At 58.7% G+C, this 20,373-nt stretch carries 17 protein-coding genes; 14 read left to right on the top strand and 3 right to left on the bottom strand.

What is annotated here, in order from left to right; genetic code table 11:
• Nucleotides 1-293 precede the first annotated feature (293 nt).
• From HBN79_RS13750 to HBN79_RS13715, 8 genes are all read left to right on the top strand, one after another.
• Nucleotides 294-1,919 (top strand): ABC transporter substrate-binding protein, encoded by a 1,626-nt coding sequence (locus HBN79_RS13750; protein WP_095018283.1) that lies wholly within the window; start codon nt 294-296, stop codon nt 1,917-1,919.
• Nucleotides 1,920-2,216: 297 nt separating this feature from the next.
• Nucleotides 2,217-3,815 carry an ABC transporter substrate-binding protein gene (locus tag HBN79_RS13745; RefSeq protein WP_095001573.1) on the top strand — a complete coding sequence of 533 codons (1,599 nt, stop codon included), beginning with the start codon at nt 2,217-2,219 and terminating at the stop codon, nt 3,813-3,815.
• A 281-nt stretch (nt 3,816-4,096) separates the two neighbouring features.
• Nucleotides 4,097-5,461 (top strand): OprD family porin, encoded by a 1,365-nt coding sequence (locus HBN79_RS13740; RefSeq protein ID WP_095024053.1) that lies wholly within the window; start codon nt 4,097-4,099, stop codon nt 5,459-5,461.
• An 88-nt stretch (nt 5,462-5,549) separates the two neighbouring features.
• Nucleotides 5,550-7,145 carry an ABC transporter substrate-binding protein gene (locus tag HBN79_RS13735; RefSeq protein ID WP_169916803.1) on the top strand — a complete coding sequence of 532 codons (1,596 nt, stop codon included), beginning with the start codon at nt 5,550-5,552 and terminating at the stop codon, nt 7,143-7,145.
• Nucleotides 7,146-7,219: 74 nt separating this feature from the next.
• A complete protein-coding gene (locus tag HBN79_RS13730) occupies nt 7,220-8,230 on the top strand; it encodes an ABC transporter permease subunit (protein WP_095001576.1) in 1,011 nt (336 codons plus the stop codon).
• 10 nt (nt 8,231-8,240) lie between these two features.
• Nucleotides 8,241-9,152: an ABC transporter permease subunit gene (locus HBN79_RS13725; protein ID WP_095001577.1), complete on the top strand. Its 912-nt coding sequence runs from the start codon at nt 8,241-8,243 to the stop codon at nt 9,150-9,152.
• 10 nt (nt 9,153-9,162) lie between these two features.
• Entirely contained in the window at nt 9,163-10,131 is a 969-nt protein-coding gene (locus HBN79_RS13720; RefSeq protein ID WP_095001578.1) for an ABC transporter ATP-binding protein, read from the top strand.
• Nucleotides 10,131-11,105, top strand: coding sequence for a peptide ABC transporter ATP-binding protein (locus HBN79_RS13715; RefSeq protein ID WP_095001579.1), 975 nt, complete (start codon nt 10,131-10,133; stop codon nt 11,103-11,105). The genes HBN79_RS13720 and HBN79_RS13715 overlap by 1 nt, the downstream gene beginning before the upstream one ends.
• 163 nt (nt 11,106-11,268) lie before the next feature.
• Here HBN79_RS13715 and HBN79_RS13710 read toward each other — a convergent pair whose 3' ends face one another.
• Nucleotides 11,269-11,553, bottom strand: a complete 285-nt coding sequence (locus tag HBN79_RS13710) for a hypothetical protein (RefSeq protein ID WP_095024055.1) — start codon at nt 11,551-11,553, stop codon at nt 11,269-11,271.
• A gap of 306 nt (nt 11,554-11,859) precedes the next feature.
• Nucleotides 11,860-13,443, bottom strand: a complete 1,584-nt coding sequence (locus tag HBN79_RS13705; protein ID WP_016779471.1) for a peptide chain release factor 3 — start codon at nt 13,441-13,443, stop codon at nt 11,860-11,862.
• Nucleotides 13,444-13,782: 339 nt separating this feature from the next.
• Here HBN79_RS13705 and HBN79_RS13700 point away from each other — a divergent pair, with 339 nt between their 5' ends.
• The 6 genes from HBN79_RS13700 to leuD all read left to right on the top strand — a co-directional run bounded on the left by HBN79_RS13700 (nt 13,783) and on the right by leuD (nt 19,440).
• The gene (locus HBN79_RS13700) at nt 13,783-14,499 is read left to right on the top strand and encodes an ABC transporter permease (RefSeq protein ID WP_095001582.1); all 717 of its coding nucleotides are present in this window, start codon (nt 13,783-13,785) and stop codon (nt 14,497-14,499) included.
• Between the two features lie 25 nt (nt 14,500-14,524).
• Entirely contained in the window at nt 14,525-15,418 is an 894-nt protein-coding gene (locus HBN79_RS13695; protein WP_095001583.1) for a glycine betaine ABC transporter substrate-binding protein, read from the top strand.
• 14 nt (nt 15,419-15,432) lie between these two features.
• Nucleotides 15,433-16,086, top strand: coding sequence for an ABC transporter permease (locus HBN79_RS13690; RefSeq protein ID WP_095001584.1), 654 nt, complete (start codon nt 15,433-15,435; stop codon nt 16,084-16,086).
• Nucleotides 16,083-17,240, top strand: coding sequence for an ABC transporter ATP-binding protein (locus HBN79_RS13685; RefSeq protein WP_095001585.1), 1,158 nt, complete (start codon nt 16,083-16,085; stop codon nt 17,238-17,240). Before HBN79_RS13690 ends, HBN79_RS13685 begins: the two co-directional genes overlap by 4 nt.
• Nucleotides 17,241-17,407: 167 nt before the next feature.
• On the top strand, nt 17,408-18,829 hold the full coding sequence (gene leuC / locus HBN79_RS13680; protein WP_169916802.1) for a 3-isopropylmalate dehydratase large subunit: 1,422 nt from the start codon (nt 17,408-17,410) through the stop codon (nt 18,827-18,829).
• The gene (leuD, locus tag HBN79_RS13675) at nt 18,826-19,440 is read left to right on the top strand and encodes a 3-isopropylmalate dehydratase small subunit (protein ID WP_169916834.1); all 615 of its coding nucleotides are present in this window, start codon (nt 18,826-18,828) and stop codon (nt 19,438-19,440) included. The genes leuC and leuD overlap by 4 nt, the downstream gene beginning before the upstream one ends.
• Nucleotides 19,441-19,461: 21 nt before the next feature.
• Here leuD and HBN79_RS13670 read toward each other — a convergent pair whose 3' ends face one another.
• On the bottom strand, nt 19,462-20,370 hold the full coding sequence (locus tag HBN79_RS13670) for a LysR substrate-binding domain-containing protein (protein ID WP_198417404.1): 909 nt from the start codon (nt 20,368-20,370) through the stop codon (nt 19,462-19,464).
• Nucleotides 20,371-20,373 lie beyond the last annotated feature (3 nt).

Here is a 20,373-nt window from a genome sequence, read left to right as displayed (position 1 = left end):
CACAACAATGTTTCCCGCACAGGGGTATTGATTAGTAACAACACTGTCCTAAAACAGTGCAAGAAGGTCGCAAAAGCCCCCCGCAGATGTAAGCAAATGAGTCGAAATGCCATGCGCAAACGATCAAATGCGTCATAAGTTATATAAAAGCGACATTCCTGTACGATCGTCCCACCTTTTCAAGCTTCAACTGCTTCCACATATTGCATTGGGTATGGGCTGTGCATAAGTATCGCCGGGTCGACTCATAAGGTCGCCCTCAAACCAAAAATGACAAAAATCATGAGGCCACCATGTTCAAACACGCGGTCATTCCGTTTTTAGTAGGCGCCAGCCTGTTGGCAAGTGCACCTTTCGCCCACGCTGCTTCCAACCTGGTGTTTTGCTCTGAAGGCAGCCCGGCAGGTTTTGACCCTGGCCAGTACACCACCGGTACTGACTTTGATGCGTCGGCCGAGACCATCTTTAACCGCCTGAGCCAGTTCGAACGTGGCGGCACCAAGGTTGAGCCCGGCCTGGCGACCAGCTGGGATGTCTCGCCAGATAACCTGACATGGACCTTCCACCTGCGTGATGGCGTCAAGTTCCACACCACCCCTTACTTCAAGCCAACCCGCGATTTCAACGCCGACGACGTGCTCTTCACGTTCAACCGCATGCTCGACAAAGACATGCCGTTCCGTAAGGCTTACCCCACCGAATTCCCTTATTTCACCGACATGGGCATGGATAAAAACATCGCCAAGGTGGAAAAAATCGACGACAAGACCGTCAAGTTCACCCTGAACTCGGTCGATGCCGCGTTTATCCAGAACATGGCGATGCACTTTGCATCCATCCAGTCCGCCGAGTACGCCGACAAACTGCTCAAGGAAGGCAAGCCTGCCGACATCAACCAGAAACCGATCGGCACCGGCCCGTTTGTGTTCAAGAGCTACCAGAAAGACTCGAACATCCGCTACACCGGCAACAAGGACTACTGGAAGCCAGAAGACGTCAAGATCGACAACCTGATCTTCGCCATCACCACCGATCCCTCGGTACGCGTCCAGAAGCTCAAGAAGAACGAGTGCCAGGTCACCCTCTTCCCGCGTCCGGCCGACCTCAAGGCCCTGAGTGAAGACCCGAATCTGAAGATGCCCCATCAAGCGGGCTTCAACCTCGGTTACATCGCCTACAACGTGATGGACAAGATCAAGGGCAGCAACGAGCCAAACCCGATGTCCCAGCTCAAGGTCCGCCAGGCCCTGGACATGTCGGTGAACAAACAGCAGATCATCGACTCGGTGTACCAGGGTGCAGGCCAACTGGCTGTTGGCGCCATGCCACCGACCCAATGGTCCTATGACACCAGCATCAAGGACGCACCTTTCGATCCGGAAAAAGCCAAACAACTGCTCAAGGAAGCAGGCGTCAAGGAAGGTACCGAGATCGTGCTGTGGGCCATGCCGGTGCAACGCCCGTATAACCCCAATGCCAAGTTGATGGCTGAAATGCTGCAGTCGGACTGGAGCAAGATCGGCATCAAGGCCAAGATCACCAGCTACGAATGGGGCGAGTACATCAAGCGCTCCAAAGGCGGCGAGAACGGCGCGATGCTGATTGGCTGGAGCGGCGACAACGGTGACCCGGACAACTGGCTCGGCACCCTGTTTGGCTGCGACTCGCTGGAAGGCAACAACTTCTCCAAATGGTGCGACCCGGAGTTCGACAAACTGGTCAAAGCCGCCAAGGCCACCACCGATATTGCAGAGCGCACAAAACTGTACCAACAGGCGCAGCAACGACTCAAAAGCCAGATTCCGATGACACCTATCGCACACTCGACGGTGTATCAACCGATGCGCAAAAACGTAGAAGATTTCAAGATCAGCCCGTTTGGCCTGAACTCCTTCTACGGGGTCAGCGTCGGCAAATAACAAGGACCGGTGAATGCGGCTACAAGGCTGCATTCACTTATCTACCAGGACGGTGGAAATCACCTACAGCCTAAAGCCATATCTGACTACATCAGAGGCTATAGGAAGCCAAGACGATTCCTACAAGATTGTCAGATCCCATGTATTTACTGCTGAGCGCCGGCTGCTTAACTTCGGCCAAGGGCAGTCTATTGCAGCGGGTGAGGCGCAGTAGTTGATGGCATCGACGCCCTGAACCGTACGCCTTCGATCAAGGCGCGCTCAGGACTCAAAAATAAAAAAAGGATAGGGAACGCCATGCGCAACCCTCTGGTTTTATCAGTATTGATCGGCGCCGGCGTACTTGCCGGCAGCCCACTCGCAAACGCAGCCAACAGCCTGGTGTTTTGTTCCGAAGGCAGCCCGGCCGGTTTTGACACCGCGCAGTACACCACCGCCACCGACAACGACGCGGCCGAGCCCATTTACAACCGCCTCGCTGAATTTGAAAAAGGTGGCACCGCAGCCGTTCCGGCCCTGGCAACGAGCTGGGATGTTTCCGAAGACGGCCTGACGTGGACGTTCCACCTGCGTGACGGGGTCAAGTTCCATACCACCAAGTGGTTCACCCCGACCCGCAACTTCGATGCCGATGACGTGCTCTTTACGTTCAACCGCATGCTCAACCCGGACCATCCCTTCCGCAAGGCCTACCCCACCGAGTTCCCGTACTTCAACGGCATGAGCCTGGACAAGAACATCGCCAGCGTCGAAAAAACCGGTCCCATGACCGTGGTCATGAAACTCAACTCGGTAGACGCCGCCTTTATTCAAAACCTGGCCATGAGCTTTGCCGCCATCCTGTCGGCCGAATACGCCGACCAGTTGCTCAAGAGCGGCAAGCCCAGCGATATCAACCAGAAGCCTGTCGGCACCGGCCCGTATGTGTTCCAGCGTTATCAGAAAGACTCGAACATCCGCTACGCCGCCAACAAGGACTACTGGGCCCCCAGCCAGGTCAAGCTCGACAACCTGATTTTCTCGATCAGCGTCGATGCCTCGGCGCGCATGCAAAAGCTGCGTAAAAACGAATGCCAGGTCTCGCTCAACCCGCGCCCGGCCGACGTTGCCGGCCTCAAGGCCGATCCGAAGCTGCAGGTGATTGAAAAGCCCGGCTTCAACCTCGGTTACATTGCCTACAACGTGCAGCACAAGCCGTTCGACCAGTTGCAGGTGCGCCAGGCCCTGGACATGGCGGTCAACAAGGACGAGATCCTCAAGGCGGTGTATCAGGGCGCAGGCCAAAAAGCCGTCAACGCCATGCCGCCAACGCAATGGTCCTACGACGAAACCATTACCGACGCCCCCTACAACCCGGAAAAAGCCAAAGAGCTGCTCAAAGCCGCTGGGGTCAAGGACGGCACCGAAATAACCCTGTGGGCCATGCCCGTACAGCGCCCCTACAACCCGAACGCCAAGCTGATGGCCGAAATGCTGCAGTCGGACTGGGCCAAAATCGGCCTCAAGGTCAAGATCGTCAGCTATGAATGGGGCGAGTACATCAAACGCACCAAAAATGGCGAACACGACATCAGCCTGATTGGCTGGACCGGGGACAACGGAGACCCGGACAACTGGCTCGGCACCCTCTACAGCTGCGACGCAATCGGCGGCAACAACTACTCCATGTGGTGCAACAAGGAGTACGACACCCTGGTCAAAAATGCCAAGGTCGTGACCGATCGCGATCAGCGCACAGTGCTCTATAAACAGGCCCAGCAGTTGCTCAAGCAACAGGTGCCGATCACCCCCATTGCGCACTCCACAGTCAACCAGCCGCTGAGCGCCAAAGTCGAAGGGTTCACGGTCAGCCCCTTTGGCCGTAACGCCTTCTCAGGTGTCAGCCTCAAGGACTGATTACTCCAATAGAACAGTGCCACTGTGGGAGCGAGCCTGCTCGCGAAGTCCTCAAGAGCAGCGCGGTATCGCCAACGACCTTCGCGAGCAGGCTCGCTCCCACAACAGAGATCACAAACAACACCGCTCTTTCAGCAGGTCACTTAACCCATGGCCCGCTAAAACTTCGCCAAATCTGCACCAGGCAAACGTTTGCAATGCTTTAAATCGTTTCACAACAGCCGAGTCATCACAAAAAAAGACCGGCCATAAAAAGAAGAAACCAAAGAGGAGCCTCAACCATGAAACTCACCAGCCGCGCGTTATTGGCCTTGTCCATCAGCAGCATCACTGCGATGGCCAATGCCGATGAATTCATGCCGACCGAACTCAAAGCCAGCAGCGCTCAAAGCGAGACCAAGGGCTTTGTCGAAGACCAGACCCTGGGCGGCACTACCCGCAACTGGTACGCCAACGAGCTCAAGCGTCGCGATGACCGTTTCAGCTACAACAACCACGGCACCCGTGAGTCCACCCCGCGCCGGATCAACTGGGTACAGGGCACCATCCTCGACTACAAGTCGGGCTTCACCGAAGGCACCGTAGGCTTCAGCACCCAGGTCGCGGCTTACAACGCCATTGCCCTGGATCGCGACGCCAAGGACATCGCCGGGCCAAACAACCGCACCCTGACCCACAGCGACGGCGACGCCGTCGGCCAGTGGAGCAAGCTGGGCCTGGCCAACCTCAGCGCCCGCATCTCCAACACCACGCTGACCGTGGGCCGACAGAACTTCAGCAGCCCGACCATCGACGTGATCGGTAACCGCGCACTGCCTTCCAGCTTTCAAGGGGTGGGCCTGCACAGTGAAGAGTTCAACAACCTGTCGTTCGATGCCGGCTCCTTTGACCGCGTGTCCCCGCGAACCGAATCGAGCCTGAGCAAGTTCCGCAGCGAATACGGCGCAACCGGGGTTGAAACCGATCGCGCCAGCGTCGCCGGCCTCAACTACCAGCCGTTCAAGAGCCTGAAGACCACGCTGTACGCAACCCACGTTGAAGACTTCTGGAATCAGTACTACTTCGGCGCCGTACACGACATGGGCGACAACGCCACCCTGGGCCTGAATACCAACTTCAACTACTACAAGACCCTGGATACCGGCAGCAAGGCCCTGGGCAACATCAACAACGACGCCTACAGCCTGGCCTTCGCCCTGACCCACCAGGCCCACACCCTGAGCCTGTCGTTCCAGCAGATCGTCGGCGACGAGTACTTCGACTACCTGCACGAAACCAACGGCATCTACCTGGCCAACTCCCTGCTCTCGGACTTCAACGGCCCGAACGAGAAATCCCTGCAACTGGCCTACAGCATCAATATGGCGCAGTACGGCATTCCGGGCCTCAAGTTCAACGCCTACCACGCCCGCGGCTGGGATATCGACGGCACCAAGTACACCGGCACCGCCTACGACGTGAAGAACATGGACGGCGAAACCCATTACGAGTACAGCGTTGGCACGTCCTATGCAATCCAAAGTGGCCCGCTGAAAGCCACCGCGATTCGCGCGACGTACACCACGCACCGCGCCAGCAAAAACCAGTCTGACGGCAACATCAACGAATTCCGCCTGGTGACCACCATTCCGTTCAACATTCTGTAAAACACTGCTCAAACCCGAAGGCTGCGGCTGATTCGACGAATCAGCCGCAGCCGTTACGCTGGCTCACCCGACTCTGGAGAGGGTTGCTATGAAAAGATTCCCACTACGCACTGCCCTGGCCGCGGCACTGCTCTGCACCACTGTGAGTGTCAGCGCGAAAACCCTGGTGGTCTGCACTGAAGCCAGCCCTGAAGGGTTCGACATCGTTCAGTTCACCACCGCCGTGACTGCCGATGCTTCGGCCGAGACCATACTCAACCGCCTGGTCGACTTTGCCCCCGGCACCACGGATGTGGAGCCCGCCCTGGCCGAGCGCTGGGACATCAGCCCGGACGGGCTTGAATACACTTTTCACCTGCGTCCCGACGTAAAGTTTCACACCACTGATTATTTCAAACCGACCCGAACCCTGAACGCCGATGACGTGGTCTGGAGTTTTCAGCGCCAGCTGGACCCGAATCACCCGTGGCACAAACTGTCGCTGGTCGGTTACCCCTACTTTGAAAGCATGGGTTTCAAGGACCTGCTCAAGAGCGTCGAGAAAGTTGACGACCTGACGGTAAAAATCACTCTCAACCACCCTGAAGCGCCGTTTCTGCGCGACGTGGCCATGCCGTTCAACTCCATCTACTCCGCCGAATACGCCGACCATCTGCTCAAGTCCGGCAAAACCGCCGACCTCAATACCAAGCCGATCGGCACCGGCCCGTTTATCTTCGTGCGCTACAACAAGGATGCCCAGGTACGCTTCAAGGCCAACCCGGACTACTTCCGTGGCAAACCGCCCAGTGATGCGCTGATCTTCGCCATCGCCACCGACAGCAACGTGCGCCTGCAAAAGCTCAAGGCCAACGAATGCCAGATCGCGCTGTACCCCAAGCCTGATGAGGTCAAGAACATCCGCAAGGACCCCAACCTCAAGGTCGATGAGCTGGCCGCCCTGATGACCAGCTATATCGCCATGAATACCAGTCACAAGTACCTGAGCGATGTGCGCGTACGCAAAGCCATCGACATGGCCTTCGACAAGCAGACCTATCTGAACTCCGTCCACGGCGAAGGCAACGCACTGCTGGCCGTCAACCCTTACCCGCCGACCATGCTGGGCTACAACACCAGCATTCAGCGGCCGCCCCGCGACCTGGACAAGGCCCGGGCCTTGCTCAAGGAAGCCGGGGTACCTGAAGGCACGGTACTGACCCTATTCACCCGCAACGGCGGCGGCCCGACCAACCCCAACCCGATGCTGGGTGCGCAGTTGCTGCAGTCCGACCTGGCACAAATCGGCCTCAAGCTGGATATCCGGGTCATGGAATGGGGCGAAATGCTCAAGCGCGCCAAAAATGGCGAACATGATCTGGTGTCGACCGGTTGGGGCGGCGATAACGGCGACCCGGATAACTTCCTGACCCCGCTGCTTAGCTGCGAGGCGGCCAAAAACGGCGAGAACTACGCCCGCTGGTGCAACAAGGACTTCGAAAGCCTGATCACCAAAGCCCGTGGTATCACTGAACCCTCGCAACGGGCCGAGTTCTATCAACAGGCACAGATGATTTTTAATCAGGACCAACCCTGGATCAACGTAACCCATCCTATGCTGTTCACGGCGATGCGCAAAAACGTCGAGGGCTATACCCTTAGCCCCCTGACCAACAACAACTTCGCCACAACCCAGGTGAAGTAGAACAATAAAAACCCGCCAGGGTTTACCTCAACCCCGGCGGACCTGCCTGACCGGCTGATAAGGAACACCACACGATGTTTAGTTTTATTGCCCGCCGAGTGGGGTTGTTGATCCCCACGTTCTTCGGCATCACCTTGCTCACCTTTGCCCTGATTCGCATGATCCCGGGTGACCCGGTCGAAGTCATGATGGGTGAGCGCCGGGTAGACCCTGAAATGCACGCCCAGGCCATGGAGCGCCTGGGTCTGAACAAGCCGCTGCACGAGCAGTACATCGACTACGTCAGCAAACTGGCACATGGCGATCTGGGCGAGTCATTGCGCACCCGTGAAAGCGTGTGGAGCGAATTTTCCGCACTTTTCCCCGCCACGCTGGAACTGGCCAGCGCCGCCCTGTTGTTCGCCGGCATCCTCGGGCTACTGGCGGGAGTGATCGCGGCACTCAAACGCGGCTCATTGTTTGACCACGGCGTGATGGGTATCTCCCTGGCGGGGTATTCGATGCCGATCTTCTGGTGGGGCCTGATCCTGATCATGTTCTTCTCCGTGGGCCTGGGCTGGACCCCGGTGTCCGGGCGTATCGACCTGCTCTACGACATAGAGCCCAAAACCGGCTTCATGCTTATCGACACCCTGCTCAGCGACGAGCCCGAAGCCTTCTGGGACGCGTTGCACCACCTGATTCTGCCGGCCATTGTGCTGGGTACCATTCCGCTGGCCGTGATCGCGCGGATGACCCGCTCATCCATGCTTGAAGTGCTGCGCGAAGACTACATCCGTACCGCCCGCGCCAAAGGCCTGTCACCCGCCCGCGTGGTGTTCGTGCACGGCCTGCGCAACGCCCTGATCCCGGTACTGACCGTGGTCGGCCTGCAAGTGGGCACCCTGCTGGCCGGTGCAGTCCTGACCGAAACCATTTTTTCGTGGCCCGGTATCGGTAAATGGCTGATCGAAGCCATTGGCGCCCGGGACTATCCCGTGGTGCAAAACGGCATCCTGCTAATCGCCTGCCTGGTGATTCTGGTCAACTTCGTAGTCGACATCCTCTACGGCTTTGCCAACCCACGCATCCGTCACCAGCGCTGAGATCCTGACCATGAGCACCTCCCCAAGCACGACCGAAGTGGATCAAAGCCTGCTTTATCCATCACCGTACAAAGAATTCTGGCATGCCTTCTCCCGAAACAAGGGCGCTGTGGCGGGTCTGATTTTCATGACCATCATCGTGTTCTGCGCGATCTTCGCCCCGTGGGTCGCCCCCCATAGCCCGAGTGAGCAATACCGCGACTTTCTGCTGACCCCGCCGGTCTGGCTGGAAGGCGGCAACTGGCAATTTCTGCTGGGCACCGATGAACTGGGGCGCGACCTGTTGTCACGCCTGATCGAAGGTTCACGGCTGTCGCTGTTGATCGGTTTGTCGTCTGTGGTCATCTCGCTGATTCCGGGCGTGATCCTGGGCCTGTTTGCCGGCTTTTTTCCGCGCCTTCTCGGCCCGGGCATCATGCGGTTGATGGACATCATGCTGGCCCTGCCTTCCTTGCTGCTGGCCGTGGCGATTGTCGCCATCCTCGGCCCTGGCCTGATCAACACCGTGATCGCCATTGCCGTGGTGTCGTTGCCATCGTACGTGCGTCTGACCCGTGCCGCCGTGATGGGCGAGCTGAACCGCGACTATGTGACCGCTGCCCGCCTGGCCGGTGCCAGTCTGCCGCGCCTGATGTTTATCACTGTGCTGCCCAACTGCATGGCGCCGCTGATCGTGCAGGCCACCCTGAGTTTCTCCTCGGCGATCCTCGACGCCGCAGCACTGGGCTTTCTTGGCCTCGGCGTACAACCGCCAACCCCGGAGTGGGGCACCATGCTGGCTTCGGCCCGCGACTATATCGAACGCGCGTGGTGGGTCGTCAGCCTGCCTGGCTTGACCATTTTGCTCAGCGTGCTGGCAATCAACCTGATGGGCGACGGCCTGCGCGATGCGCTGGACCCGAAACTCAAGAACGCCGCCTGAGGAGATTCCCATGTCACTGTTAGAAATCAAGAATCTCAATGTCCGTTTTGGCGACGCTACGGCCGTGCCGGTGGTAGACGGCCTGAGCCTGTCTGTGGATAAAGGCGAAGTACTGGCAATTGTCGGTGAGTCGGGGTCGGGCAAGTCCGTGACCATGATGGCGCTGATGGGCCTGATCGAGCACCCTGGTATCGTCAGCGCCGACGCGCTGACCTTCGACGGCAAGAACATGCTGACCCTCAGCGCGCGTCAGCGCCGCCAGATCGTCGGCAAGGACATGGCGATGGTCTTCCAGGACCCCATGACCGCACTGAACCCCAGCTATACCGTGGGTTTCCAGATCGAGGAAGTGCTGCGCCTGCACCTGAAAATGTCCGCCAAGGCAGCGCGCAAACGAGCCATCGAGCTGCTGGAAAAAGTTGAAATCCCGGGGGCTGCCAGCCGCATGGACGCCTACCCGCACCAACTGTCAGGCGGCATGAGCCAGCGCGTGGCGATTGCCATGGCGATTGCCGGTGAACCCAAACTGCTGATCGCCGACGAACCTACCACGGCCCTGGACGTAACCATCCAGGCGCAGATCATGGACCTGCTGCTGAGCCTGCAACGCGAACAGAACATGGGCCTGGTGCTGATTACCCACGACCTCGCCGTAGTCGCCGAAACCGCCCAGCGGGTATGCGTGATGTACGCCGGCCAGGCCGTGGAAGTCGGCAACGTGCCGGGGCTGTTTGATGTGCCCGCGCACCCGTACAGCGAGGCGCTGCTGGCTGCGATCCCGGAACACAGCATGGGTGCTGCCCGTCTGTCGACCTTGCCCGGCATCGTGCCCGGTCGCTATGACCGGCCCAAAGGCTGCCTGCTGTCACCGCGCTGCCCGTATGTACAAGAGCAATGTCGTCAACAACGTCCTGCGCTGGAGCAACAGGCTCACAGCCAGGTGCGCTGCTTCTTCCCCTTGAATCAGGAGGTGGCGTAATGACTGTTGTTCTTACCGCCCGCGACCTAACCCGTCACTACGAAGTATCCCGTGGCATGTTCAAAGGCCATGCGCTGGTGCGCGCACTCAACGGCGTGTCATTTGAACTGGAAGCCGGTAAAACCCTTGCCGTGGTGGGAGAGTCCGGTTGCGGAAAATCCACCCTGGCCCGCGCGTTGACCTTGATTGAAGAGCCCTCCTCGGGCTCGCTGAAAATTGCCGGGCAAGAAGTTGCAGGGGCCAACAAGGCCGAGCGCAAACAACTGCGCAAAGACGTGCAGATGGTGTTCCAGAGCCCCTACGCCTCGCTCAACCCGCGGCAGAAAATCGGCGATCAACTGGCCGAGCCACTGCTCATCAACACCAGCCTGAGCGCCAGCGAGCGCCGCGAAAAAGTCCAGGCCATGATGAAACAGGTCGGCTTGCGCCCCGAGCATTACCAGCGCTACCCGCATATGTTCTCGGGGGGCCAGCGCCAGCGTATCGCCCTGGCCCGGGCCATGATGTTGCAACCCAAGGTGCTGGTGGCGGACGAACCAACTTCGGCGCTGGACGTTTCGATCCAGGCGCAGGTGCTTAACCTGTTTATGGATTTGCAGCAGGAGTTCAACACTGCCTACGTGTTCATTTCCCACAACCTGGCGGTGGTGCGGCATGTGGCCGACACGGTACTGGTGATGTACCTCGGTCGCCCGGTAGAGATGGGCCCCAAGGAGGAGATCTACACCCGGCCGTTGCACCCCTACACCCAGGCGCTGCTGTCGGCCACGCCGACGATCCACCCCGATCCGCTCAAGCCAAAAATCAAGATCGTCGGCGAGCTGCCCAACCCGCTGAACCCGCCATCAGGTTGCGCCTTTCACAAGCGCTGCCCGTATGCGACCGAGTTGTGCAGCACAGACGAACCTGTACTGCGCCTGCTCGACAACCGCCAGGTTGCCTGCCATCACGCGGAGCAGTTTTTGCAGAGCTAAACACGACCCGTAGCAGCTGCCGAGGAACGAAGGCTGCGTTCGGCGGCACAGCCGTCGTAAAATCGAGGCCCGCGGAGTAACAGACATACCGCAAGCTCAGGTTTTACGATTGCTTCGCAATCGAACGCAGCCTTCGGCAGCGGCTACACATAGAGGTAATGCATTACGTCTGGCTATCGCCTTCATCGCCCTCATCGCCGTTATCCCCACCGTCACCGCCGCCATCACCATCGGTCTGGTCATCATCCCCCGAACTGCCGCCCTGCCCCTGGTCCCCAGGTTCGGAATCCGACTTGTAGATGGCATGAATTGTCGGCCCCGGCACGCCTGTTACTGAAAACCCGGCCCCCGTGCTGCTCAGCGGGTTGCTCGCCCAAGCCGCCGAGGCACTCACCGTCAGCAGCACCAGCACCTTGAGCAACAGCACAATGCGTTGAAAAAGCTTCATCGCGATTTCCATCCTGTTATGAGAAAAGCACCCTTTAAACCTAGTTCGCCCCTTTCAGCTTTTCCAGAAACTCACAGGCTGGGATATACCCATTCGGAGTAACGCAGCCGCGTTTGTCGATACTGTGTGGTGGGCCATACGCTCACTTGTAGCCGTTGACGAGCAGCCCGAGGCTACGTCCGGCTGCGTAGCAGTCGTAAATTGCTTCGGGCGCGATCGCAGCCTTCGGCAGCGACTATAAAGTTCGCGGGCAAAAAAAAGCGAAGCCCAAGGGCTTCGCTTTATTTCAACCAGACACCGAAGTGTTTAGTGATGCTCACGGGTTGCGCGGAACTTCACATCCGGCCAGCGCTCTTCCATCAACGCCAGATTGACGCGGGTCGGAGCCAGATAGGTCAGGTGACCGCCACCGTCCACGGCCAAGTTTTCCACAGCTTTGACGCTGAACTCTTCGAGCTTCTTCTTATCGTCGCAATCAATCCAGCGAGCCGAGTACACAGTGATCGGCTCGTAGGAGCATTCCACTTTGTATTCTTCTTTCAAGCGGCTGGCGACCACGTCGAACTGCAGCACACCCACGGCGCCCAGGATGATGTCGTTGCTGCGCTCCGGGAAGAACACCTGGGTGGCGCCCTCTTCGGCCAGTTGCTGCAAGCCCTGGCGCAATTGCTTGGACTTGAGTGGATCGCGCAGACGTACGCGACGGAACAGTTCCGGGGCAAAGTGCGGAATACCGGTGAAGCTCAGGCTCTCACCTTCGGTGAAGGTGTCACCGATCTGGATGGTGCCGTGGTTGTGCAAACCGATGATATCACCCGCAAAAGCCTCTTCGAGCTGTTCACGCTCGGAGGAGAAGAACGTCAGCGCATCGCCGATACGAACATCTTTGCCGGTGCGCACATGGCGCATTTTCATGCCCTTTTCGTATTTGCCCGAGCAAATGCGCATAAAGGCGATACGGTCGCGGTGTTTCGGGTCCATGTTCGCCTGGATCTTGAACACGAAACCGGTGAATTTCTCTTCAACCGGCTCGACGGTACGCTCGTTGGCAACACGGGCCAGCGGCTTCGGGGCCCAGTCAACTACCGCGTCGAGCACATGGTCGACACCAAAGTTGCCCAGTGCGGTACCGAAGAACACCGGGGTCAACTGGCCGTCGAGAAATTCCTGCTGGTTGAATTCATGGCAAGCGCCCTGAACCAGTTCCAGTTGATCAACAAAACGATCGTACTCGTCACCCAAGTGGGCACGGGCTTCATCGGAATCGAGCTTTTCGATGATTTTGGTTTCGGTGCGCTCATGCCCATGACCGGCGGTGTAGACGATGATGTAGTCGTCTGCCAGGTGGTAGACACCCTTGAAGTCGCGGTAGCAGCCGATCGGCCAGGTGATCGGCGCCGCCTTGATTTTCAGGACCGCTTCGATCTCGTCCAGCAACTCGATCGGGTCGCGAATATCGCGGTCGAGTTTGTTGATAAAGCTGACGATTGGCGTGTCACGCAGACGACACACGTCCATCAGGGCGATGGTACGTGGCTCAACGCCCTTACCGCCGTCGAGGACCATCAGCGCCGAGTCGACCGCGGTCAGCGTGCGGTAGGTGTCTTCGGAGAAGTCTTCGTGGCCCGGGGTGTCGAGCAGGTTGATCATGTTGTCGCGATACGGGAACTGCATGACCGACGTGGTAATCGAAATACCCCGTTGTTTCTCCATTTCCATCCAGTCGGAGGTGGCATGGCGGTCGGACTTTCGCGATTTCACCGTACCGGCGACAGCAATCGCCTTACCCATCAGCAAGAGCTTTTCGGTGATGGTGGTCTTACCCGCATCGGGGTGGGAAATAATGGCGAAAGTGCGGCGTTTCGCGACTTCGGCGGCCTGGTTGGTCATGGGAAATCGCCTGACGATTGATTCAAAAAAGGGCGCGGATTATAGCTCAAATCAGGCGCCTACAGCCACCGTTGGAACCGTGGCTCGTCGGACAAGGGTGGCAATGTGCCGTAAAAAATGTGAACCTTTTAAACAGTGGAGGCGTCCACTCTCCTGATACGACAAAGCGTCAGGGGCTGAAATATCAGCAAGTTAGCCTGACGAGGCTGCGCTAATGACAGGTGTTGAGGGCGCATTTTCGCCACCACCTGTTGCTCTTCGCGAACATATTGCCGGCAGCCAGGAATGGCCTTGCCACACGACGATGTGTTCGCCGACTGAAAAAAAAGGAGTCCGTCTATGGCGAATCGCTATGGAAAAGGGCTTATAGGATGCGCGGTCGTTATCGCGCTTCTGGCCCTGTTGGTCCACTGGATCGGCATCAGCACTATCGAACACTATCAAGATGATTTGTTGTTCTACCTGCAAGCCCACCTGTACCTGGTACTCGCTTCAATGCTCGCCGCCCTCCTTGTAGGGATACCTGCCGGCATTTTCCTCAGTCGACCTTCAATGGCCGGACGTGCGGAACGCTTCATGCAAGTCTTCAACATCGGCAACACCGTGCCTCCTCTGGCGGTACTGGCCATTGCCCTGGGTTTCCTGGGCATCGGTAGCGGCCCTGCCATCTTCGCCCTGTTTCTCGCCTCGTTGCTGCCCATTGTGCGCAATACCTACGAAGGCTTGAAAAACGTCCAGGGTTCGCTCAAGGAAGCCGCCGTCGGTATCGGCATGACCCCGCGCCAGGTGCTGTGGCGGGTCGAGTTGCCCAACGCCGTGCCCATCATCATGGGCGGTGTGCGCGTGGCACTGGCGATCAACGTCGGTACCGCCCCGCTGGCGTTCCTGATCGGCGCCAACAGCCTGGGCAGCCTGATTTTTCCAGGCATTGCCCTCAACAATCAGCCGCAACTGATCCTCGGCGCCGCCTGTACTGCGCTGCTGGCACTGCTGCTCGACGGCCTGGTGATACTCATCAGCCGCCAGTGGTTGGAACGCGGTCTGCGACCTGCTTAAGGTCTGGCTGAGCAAAGGAATAACCATGAAAAAAATTAGCTTTTTACTAGGCTGCATCCTGCTGTGTGCAGGAATTGCCCAGGCTGCGGAAAAACCCTTGATTCGCATTGGGGCGCGGGTGTTTACCGAGCAAACCCTGCTCGCGGAAATCACTTCGCAATACCTCAACAGCAAGGGCTATAACGCTCAGGTCACCGGCGGGCTGGGCAGCAGCCTGGCGCGTTCGGCCCAGGAGTCGGGGCAACTGGACATGGTGTGGGAATACACCGGCGTTTCGCTGGTGGCCTACAACCACATCACCGACAAACTCGACAGCCAGCAATCCTACGACCGGGTAAAAGAGGTCGATGCTAAACAAGGACTGGTCTGGCTGCATCCGTCCAAGTTCAGCAACACCTATGCGCTGGCACTGCCACAAAAGGTGGCCGAAGCGTTTCCGGGCATCAACAGCATCAGCGACCTGAACAAGGCAATGCGCGAACCGGACAACAAAAATGCGCTGGTGGCCCTGGACACCGAGTTCGCCAACCGCTCCGACGGCTTGCTGGGTATGGTCAAGCTCTACGACATGGACCTGACCCGTCGCAATATCCGCCAGATGGACGCCGGGCTGGTCTACACCGCGCTGAAAAACGGCCAGGTGTTTGCCGGACTGGTCTACACCACGGACGGTCGCTTGAGCGCCTTCAATCTCAAATTGCTTGAAGACGACAAGCACTACTTCCCGGACTACACCGCCGCGCCGGTAGTGCGTCAGGCCTACCTGGATCAGCACCCCGACCTTGCGGGGCTGCTCAAGCCACTGGCCGATCTGTTTGACGATGAAACCATGCGTCAACTCAACGCCCGGGTCGATGTAAACCACGAAAGCCCGTCCAAAGTCGCCGCAGACTTTCTGCGCCAGCATCCACTGAACTGAAAAGAGGAGAAGACATGGAATTTTTAAACGCCTTTTCCCACATGGACTGGTCGCTTGTTCTGCATCTGACCTTGCAGCACATCACCCTGGTCGGCATTGCCGTGATTCTGGCAATCCTGATCGGCGTGCCGCTGGGCGTGCTGATGACACGCTTTCCGTCGCTGGCCGGCCCGCTGCAAGCCAGCGCCACGGTGCTGCTGACCATTCCTTCAATTGCCCTGTTCGGCCTGCTGCTGCCGTTCTACTCGAAGTTCGGCCAGGGCCTTGGCCCTATGCCGGCCATTACCGCCGTGTTTTTGTACTCACTGCTGCCGATCATGCGTAACACCTTCCTGGCCCTCACCGGCGTGGAACCGGGGATTCGCGAAGCCGCTCGCGGTATCGGCATGACCTTCAGCCAGCGCCTGCGCATGGTTGAACTGCCCATCGCCGTGCCGGTGATTCTGGCCGGTGTGCGTACCGCCGTGGTCATGAACATCGGCGTCATGACCATTGCCGCCACCATCGGTGCCGGTGGTCTGGGTGTACTTATTCTTGCTGCAATCAGCCGTAGCGACATGTCGATGCTGATCGTAGGCGCCGTGTTGGTCAGTGTTCTGGCCATCATCGCCGACCTGCTTCTGCAATGGCTGCAACGCTCGCTGACTCCAAAAGGACTGCTCAAATGATCGAACTTCAAAACCTCAGCAAAACATTCCAAAGCAACGGCAAAGATGTAAAGGCCGTGGACTCGGTAAACCTGACCGTCAATGAAGGCGAAATCTGCGTATTCCTCGGGCCTTCGGGCTGCGGCAAAAGCACCACGCTGAAAATGATCAACCGTCTGATCAAGCCCACGTCGGGCAAGATCCTTATCAATGGCGAAGACACCACTGACCTCGACCCGGTAACCCTGCGTCGCAATATTGGTTATGTGATCCAGCAGATCGGCCTGTTCCCCAACATGACCATCGAGGAGAACATCACCATCGTTCCGCGCCTGCTGGGGTGGGACAAGCAAAAGTGCCATGACCGTGCCCGCGAACTGATGAGCATGATCAAGCTGGAGCCCAAGCAATACCTCAACCGTTATCCGCGCGAACTGTCTGGTGGTCAGCAGCAACGAATCGGCGTGATTCGCGCCCTGGCGGCCGATGCGCCGCTGCTGCTGATGGATGAACCGTTTGGTGCGGTGGACCCGATCAACCGCGAGATGATCCAGAACGAATTCTTCGAGATGCAGCGCGCGCTGAACAAGACCGTAATCATGGTCAGCCACGACATCGACGAAGCGATCAAACTGGGCGACAAGATCGCCATCTTCCGTGGCGGCAAACTGTTGCAAATGGACCACCCGGATACCCTGCTCGCTCACCCGGCGGACGACTTCGTGAGCAACTTTGTCGGCCAGGACAGCACCCTCAAGCGCCTGCTGCTGGTCAAGGCCGAAGATGCCGCGGACAACGCGCCATCGGTGAGCCCGGAAACCCCGGTGGCCGAAGCCCTGGAACTGATGGACGAACTGGACCGTCGCTATGTGGTGGTCACCTGTGCCGACAACAAGGCACTGGGGTATGTACGTCGTCGTGACCTGCATCGTCAGACAGGCACCTGTGGCCAGTTCCTGCGGGAGTTCACCGCGACCGCTGCGTCGGAAGAGCATTTGCGCATCCTGCTGTCGCGCATGTACGAGTTCAACCGCTCGTGGTTGCCGGTGATGGACGCCGAACGCGTGTTCCAGGGTGAGGTGACGCAAGAATCGATTGCGGCGTACCTGAGTTCGGGTCGTTCGCGTGGCGCCAAGACCAGCATTGTTTCACCGGCTGAAATAGCTTCCGCTTGACCCTGCAGCCGTTGCCGCAGACTGCGCCGGGTTGCGCAGCCTGCGGCAGCGGCTACAACCTGTTGTATCCAACACGAATCATGTTCTGAGCCATCACTGCATCGCCATTGATGGTGCTCCCCGCGTCCTTATGATGGTTCGCACGCCTCCCGCTGCGAGCCATCACCATGCCCCATGCCAAAACCCTCTACGACAAGCACATTGATGCGCACACCGTGTGCGCGCTCGATGATCAAGGTCACGTCTTGCTATACATAGACCGTCAGGTCATTAACGAATACACCAGCCCGCAAGCCTTCAGTGGTTTGCGTGAAGCCGGGCGCGAAGTGTGGCGTCCGGAAACCGCCCTGGCGGTGGTTGACCATGTGAACCCGACCGCCCCCGTGCGCGTGGCCGCCATGGCCGATGCAGGCGGCGCTTTGCAGGTGTCGTATCTGCAACAGAACTGCGAAAAGTTTGGCATCGAGCTGTTCGATGTGCTCGACCAGCGCCAAGGGATCGAACACGTTATCGCCCCCGAGCAAGGCTTCATCCTGCCCGGCATGGTGATCGCCGCAGGCGACAGTCACACCACGACTTATGGCGCGCTGGGTGCCTTCGGCTTTGGTATCGGCACCTCTGAAATCGAGCACCTGCTGGCCACTCAGACACTGGTCTACAAACGTCTGAAAAGCATGCGAGTGACCGTCCAGGGCGCGCTGGGCCTGGGGCTGACGTCAAAAGACCTGATCATGGCCCTGATCGCCAAAATCGGCGCTTCAGGCGCCACCGGCTATGCCATTGAATTTACCGGCTCGACCATCGATGCATTGAGCGTCGAAGCGCGCATGACCATCTGCAACATGGCCGTGGAAGCCGGTGCCCGCGGTGCTTTTATGGCGCCCGATGACAAGGTGTACGCCTACCTCAAAGACAAACCCCGTGCCCCACAAGGCGAGTTGTGGGAACAAGCGGTTGAGCATTGGTGCCTGCTTTATAGCGACCCCGACGCGCAGTTCGATCAAGAGGTGCAAGTGGACGCCACTGACCTGCAACCGATGGTCACGTGGGGCACCAGCCCCGATCAGGCCGCCGCCATTGGCAGCCGCGTGCCGGACCCGCAGGCGATCAGCGACTTGATCTTGCGTCAGGACATGCGCCGGGCCTTGAACTACATGGGCCTGGAGGCTGGCACGCCGCTCAATGAAGTGGTGATCAGCCATGCCTTTATCGGTTCGTGCACCAACGCCCGCATTGAAGATTTACGTGACGCCGCACAGGTGGTGCGCGGCCAGAAAGTGGCCACGCATGTGCGGGCGATGATCGTGCCGGGGTCGACTCAGGTGCGTGATCAGGCCGAGGCCGAAGGGTTGGCCGCGATCTTTATCGACGCCGGTTTTGAGTGGCGCCAGTCAGGGTGTTCCATGTGCCTGGCCATGAATGATGACGTACTCGCCCCCGGCGACCGCTGCGCCTCCAGTACCAATCGCAACTTCGAAGGCCGCCAGGGCGCCGGGGCACGCACCCACTTGATGAGCCCGGCGATGGTCGCGGCCGCCGCCATTACCGGCCATCTGGTCGACGTTCGCCAACTGTCAGGGAGAGTCTGAGCATGCAACCTTTCACCACCGTCAGCGGCAAGGCAGCACCGATGCTCGCGGCCAACATCGATACCGATGTGATCATGCCCAAGCAGTTTCTTAAAGGCATTGATCGCAACGGACTGGATCGCGGTCTGTTTTTTGACCTGCGTTTCCTGCCTTCGGGCGAGCCGAACCCGGCGTTCGTCCTTAATCAGCCGGGCTGGAAAGAGGCACGCTTTTTAGTCACCGGGCCGAATTTTGGCTGTGGCTCCAGCCGGGAACATGCAGTCTGGGGATTGAAGCAACTCGGTATCCGGGCCTTGATTGGCAGCAGCTTCGCCGGGATCTTTTATGACAACTGCCAGCGTAACGGGGTGTTGGTGATTACCCTGGAAGAGGCGCAGGTGCAGGCGCTAGGGCACACTGTCAGCCACGCAGACACGGCTGAAATTGCCGTTGACCTGCCGAGCCAAAGCATTTGTCTGGCCGATGGTTCAACGGTTGAGTTCCAGATCGACGGTCTGCGTAAAACCGCGCTGTTGCAGGGACTGGATGCCATTGGCAGCACCTTGCAACGCAGTCGGCAGATTCGCGAGTTCCAAGAGCGGCACTTGCAGGCCAACCCTTGGTTGAGCTGAAAAGCGCCCTCACGGCAGAGGTCACAACCGCCCCAACTGCTTCTGCAAAAACTCCACACACACCCGCAGCTTGCCCGAGTTAGCCAGCCGTGTCGGGTACACCGCCCACACGTCAGCGCTTTGCCAGTATTCAGGCAGTACCTGCACCAACCTGCCCTGTTCCAGCAGTGGCCTGACATCCCACATCGAGCGCAGCAACACGCCACGCCCGTCCAGTGCCCACTGCAACACTATCTCGCCACTGTTAGACGACAACGGCCCGCTGACGCGCACGCTGGCTTCGCCTTCCGGGCCTTGCAGTTGCCAGATGCCAAACGCGTTGTCGCGCTCTTTAAGCACCAGGCAATCGTGCTGCCCCAGGTCTTCCAGATGTTGAGGTACACCCCGGCGCTTGAGGTAGTCAGGGGAAGCGCACAACACGCGATTGTTGGTCACCAGCCGGCGCCCGATATGCTGGCCCGGAATGTCATCGCCCACATGAATCTCCAGATCGAAGCCTTCATGGACGATATTCACCACTCGATCAAATACGTCGAGGCGAATCTCCAGCTCGGGGTACTGCTCGGCCAGCAACGAAATGGCAGGCGCCACATGGTTGCGGCCAAAACCGAAAGTACTGCATACGTGCAAGCGTCCACGCGGGGCCGAATGCGCTTCGGACAGCTCATCCTGTAGCTGCTGAACATCATCCAGAATCCGTACCGCCCAGCGCTGCACCCGCTCGCCGTCATCGGTCAGCGCGATACGGCGGCTGGTGCGATGCAGCAAGCGACTGCCCAGGGTAGTTTCGAGAATTTGAATACGTTTGCTGACATAGGCTGGAGACAACCCCAGCTCTTCTGCCGCTGCGGCAAAGCCACCTTTGCGCACCACCGTGAGGAAGACCCGCAGGTCTTCAGGCAACGGCGCACTGTATTTTATTGGCGGCATGGT

The sequence above is a fragment of the Pseudomonas sp. WS 5051 genome (genome assembly GCF_012985715.1).
In the GTDB taxonomy this organism is placed as follows: domain Bacteria; phylum Pseudomonadota; class Gammaproteobacteria; order Pseudomonadales; family Pseudomonadaceae; genus Aquipseudomonas; species Aquipseudomonas bubulae.
This window is presented reverse-complemented; position numbering and strand designations above follow the sequence as displayed.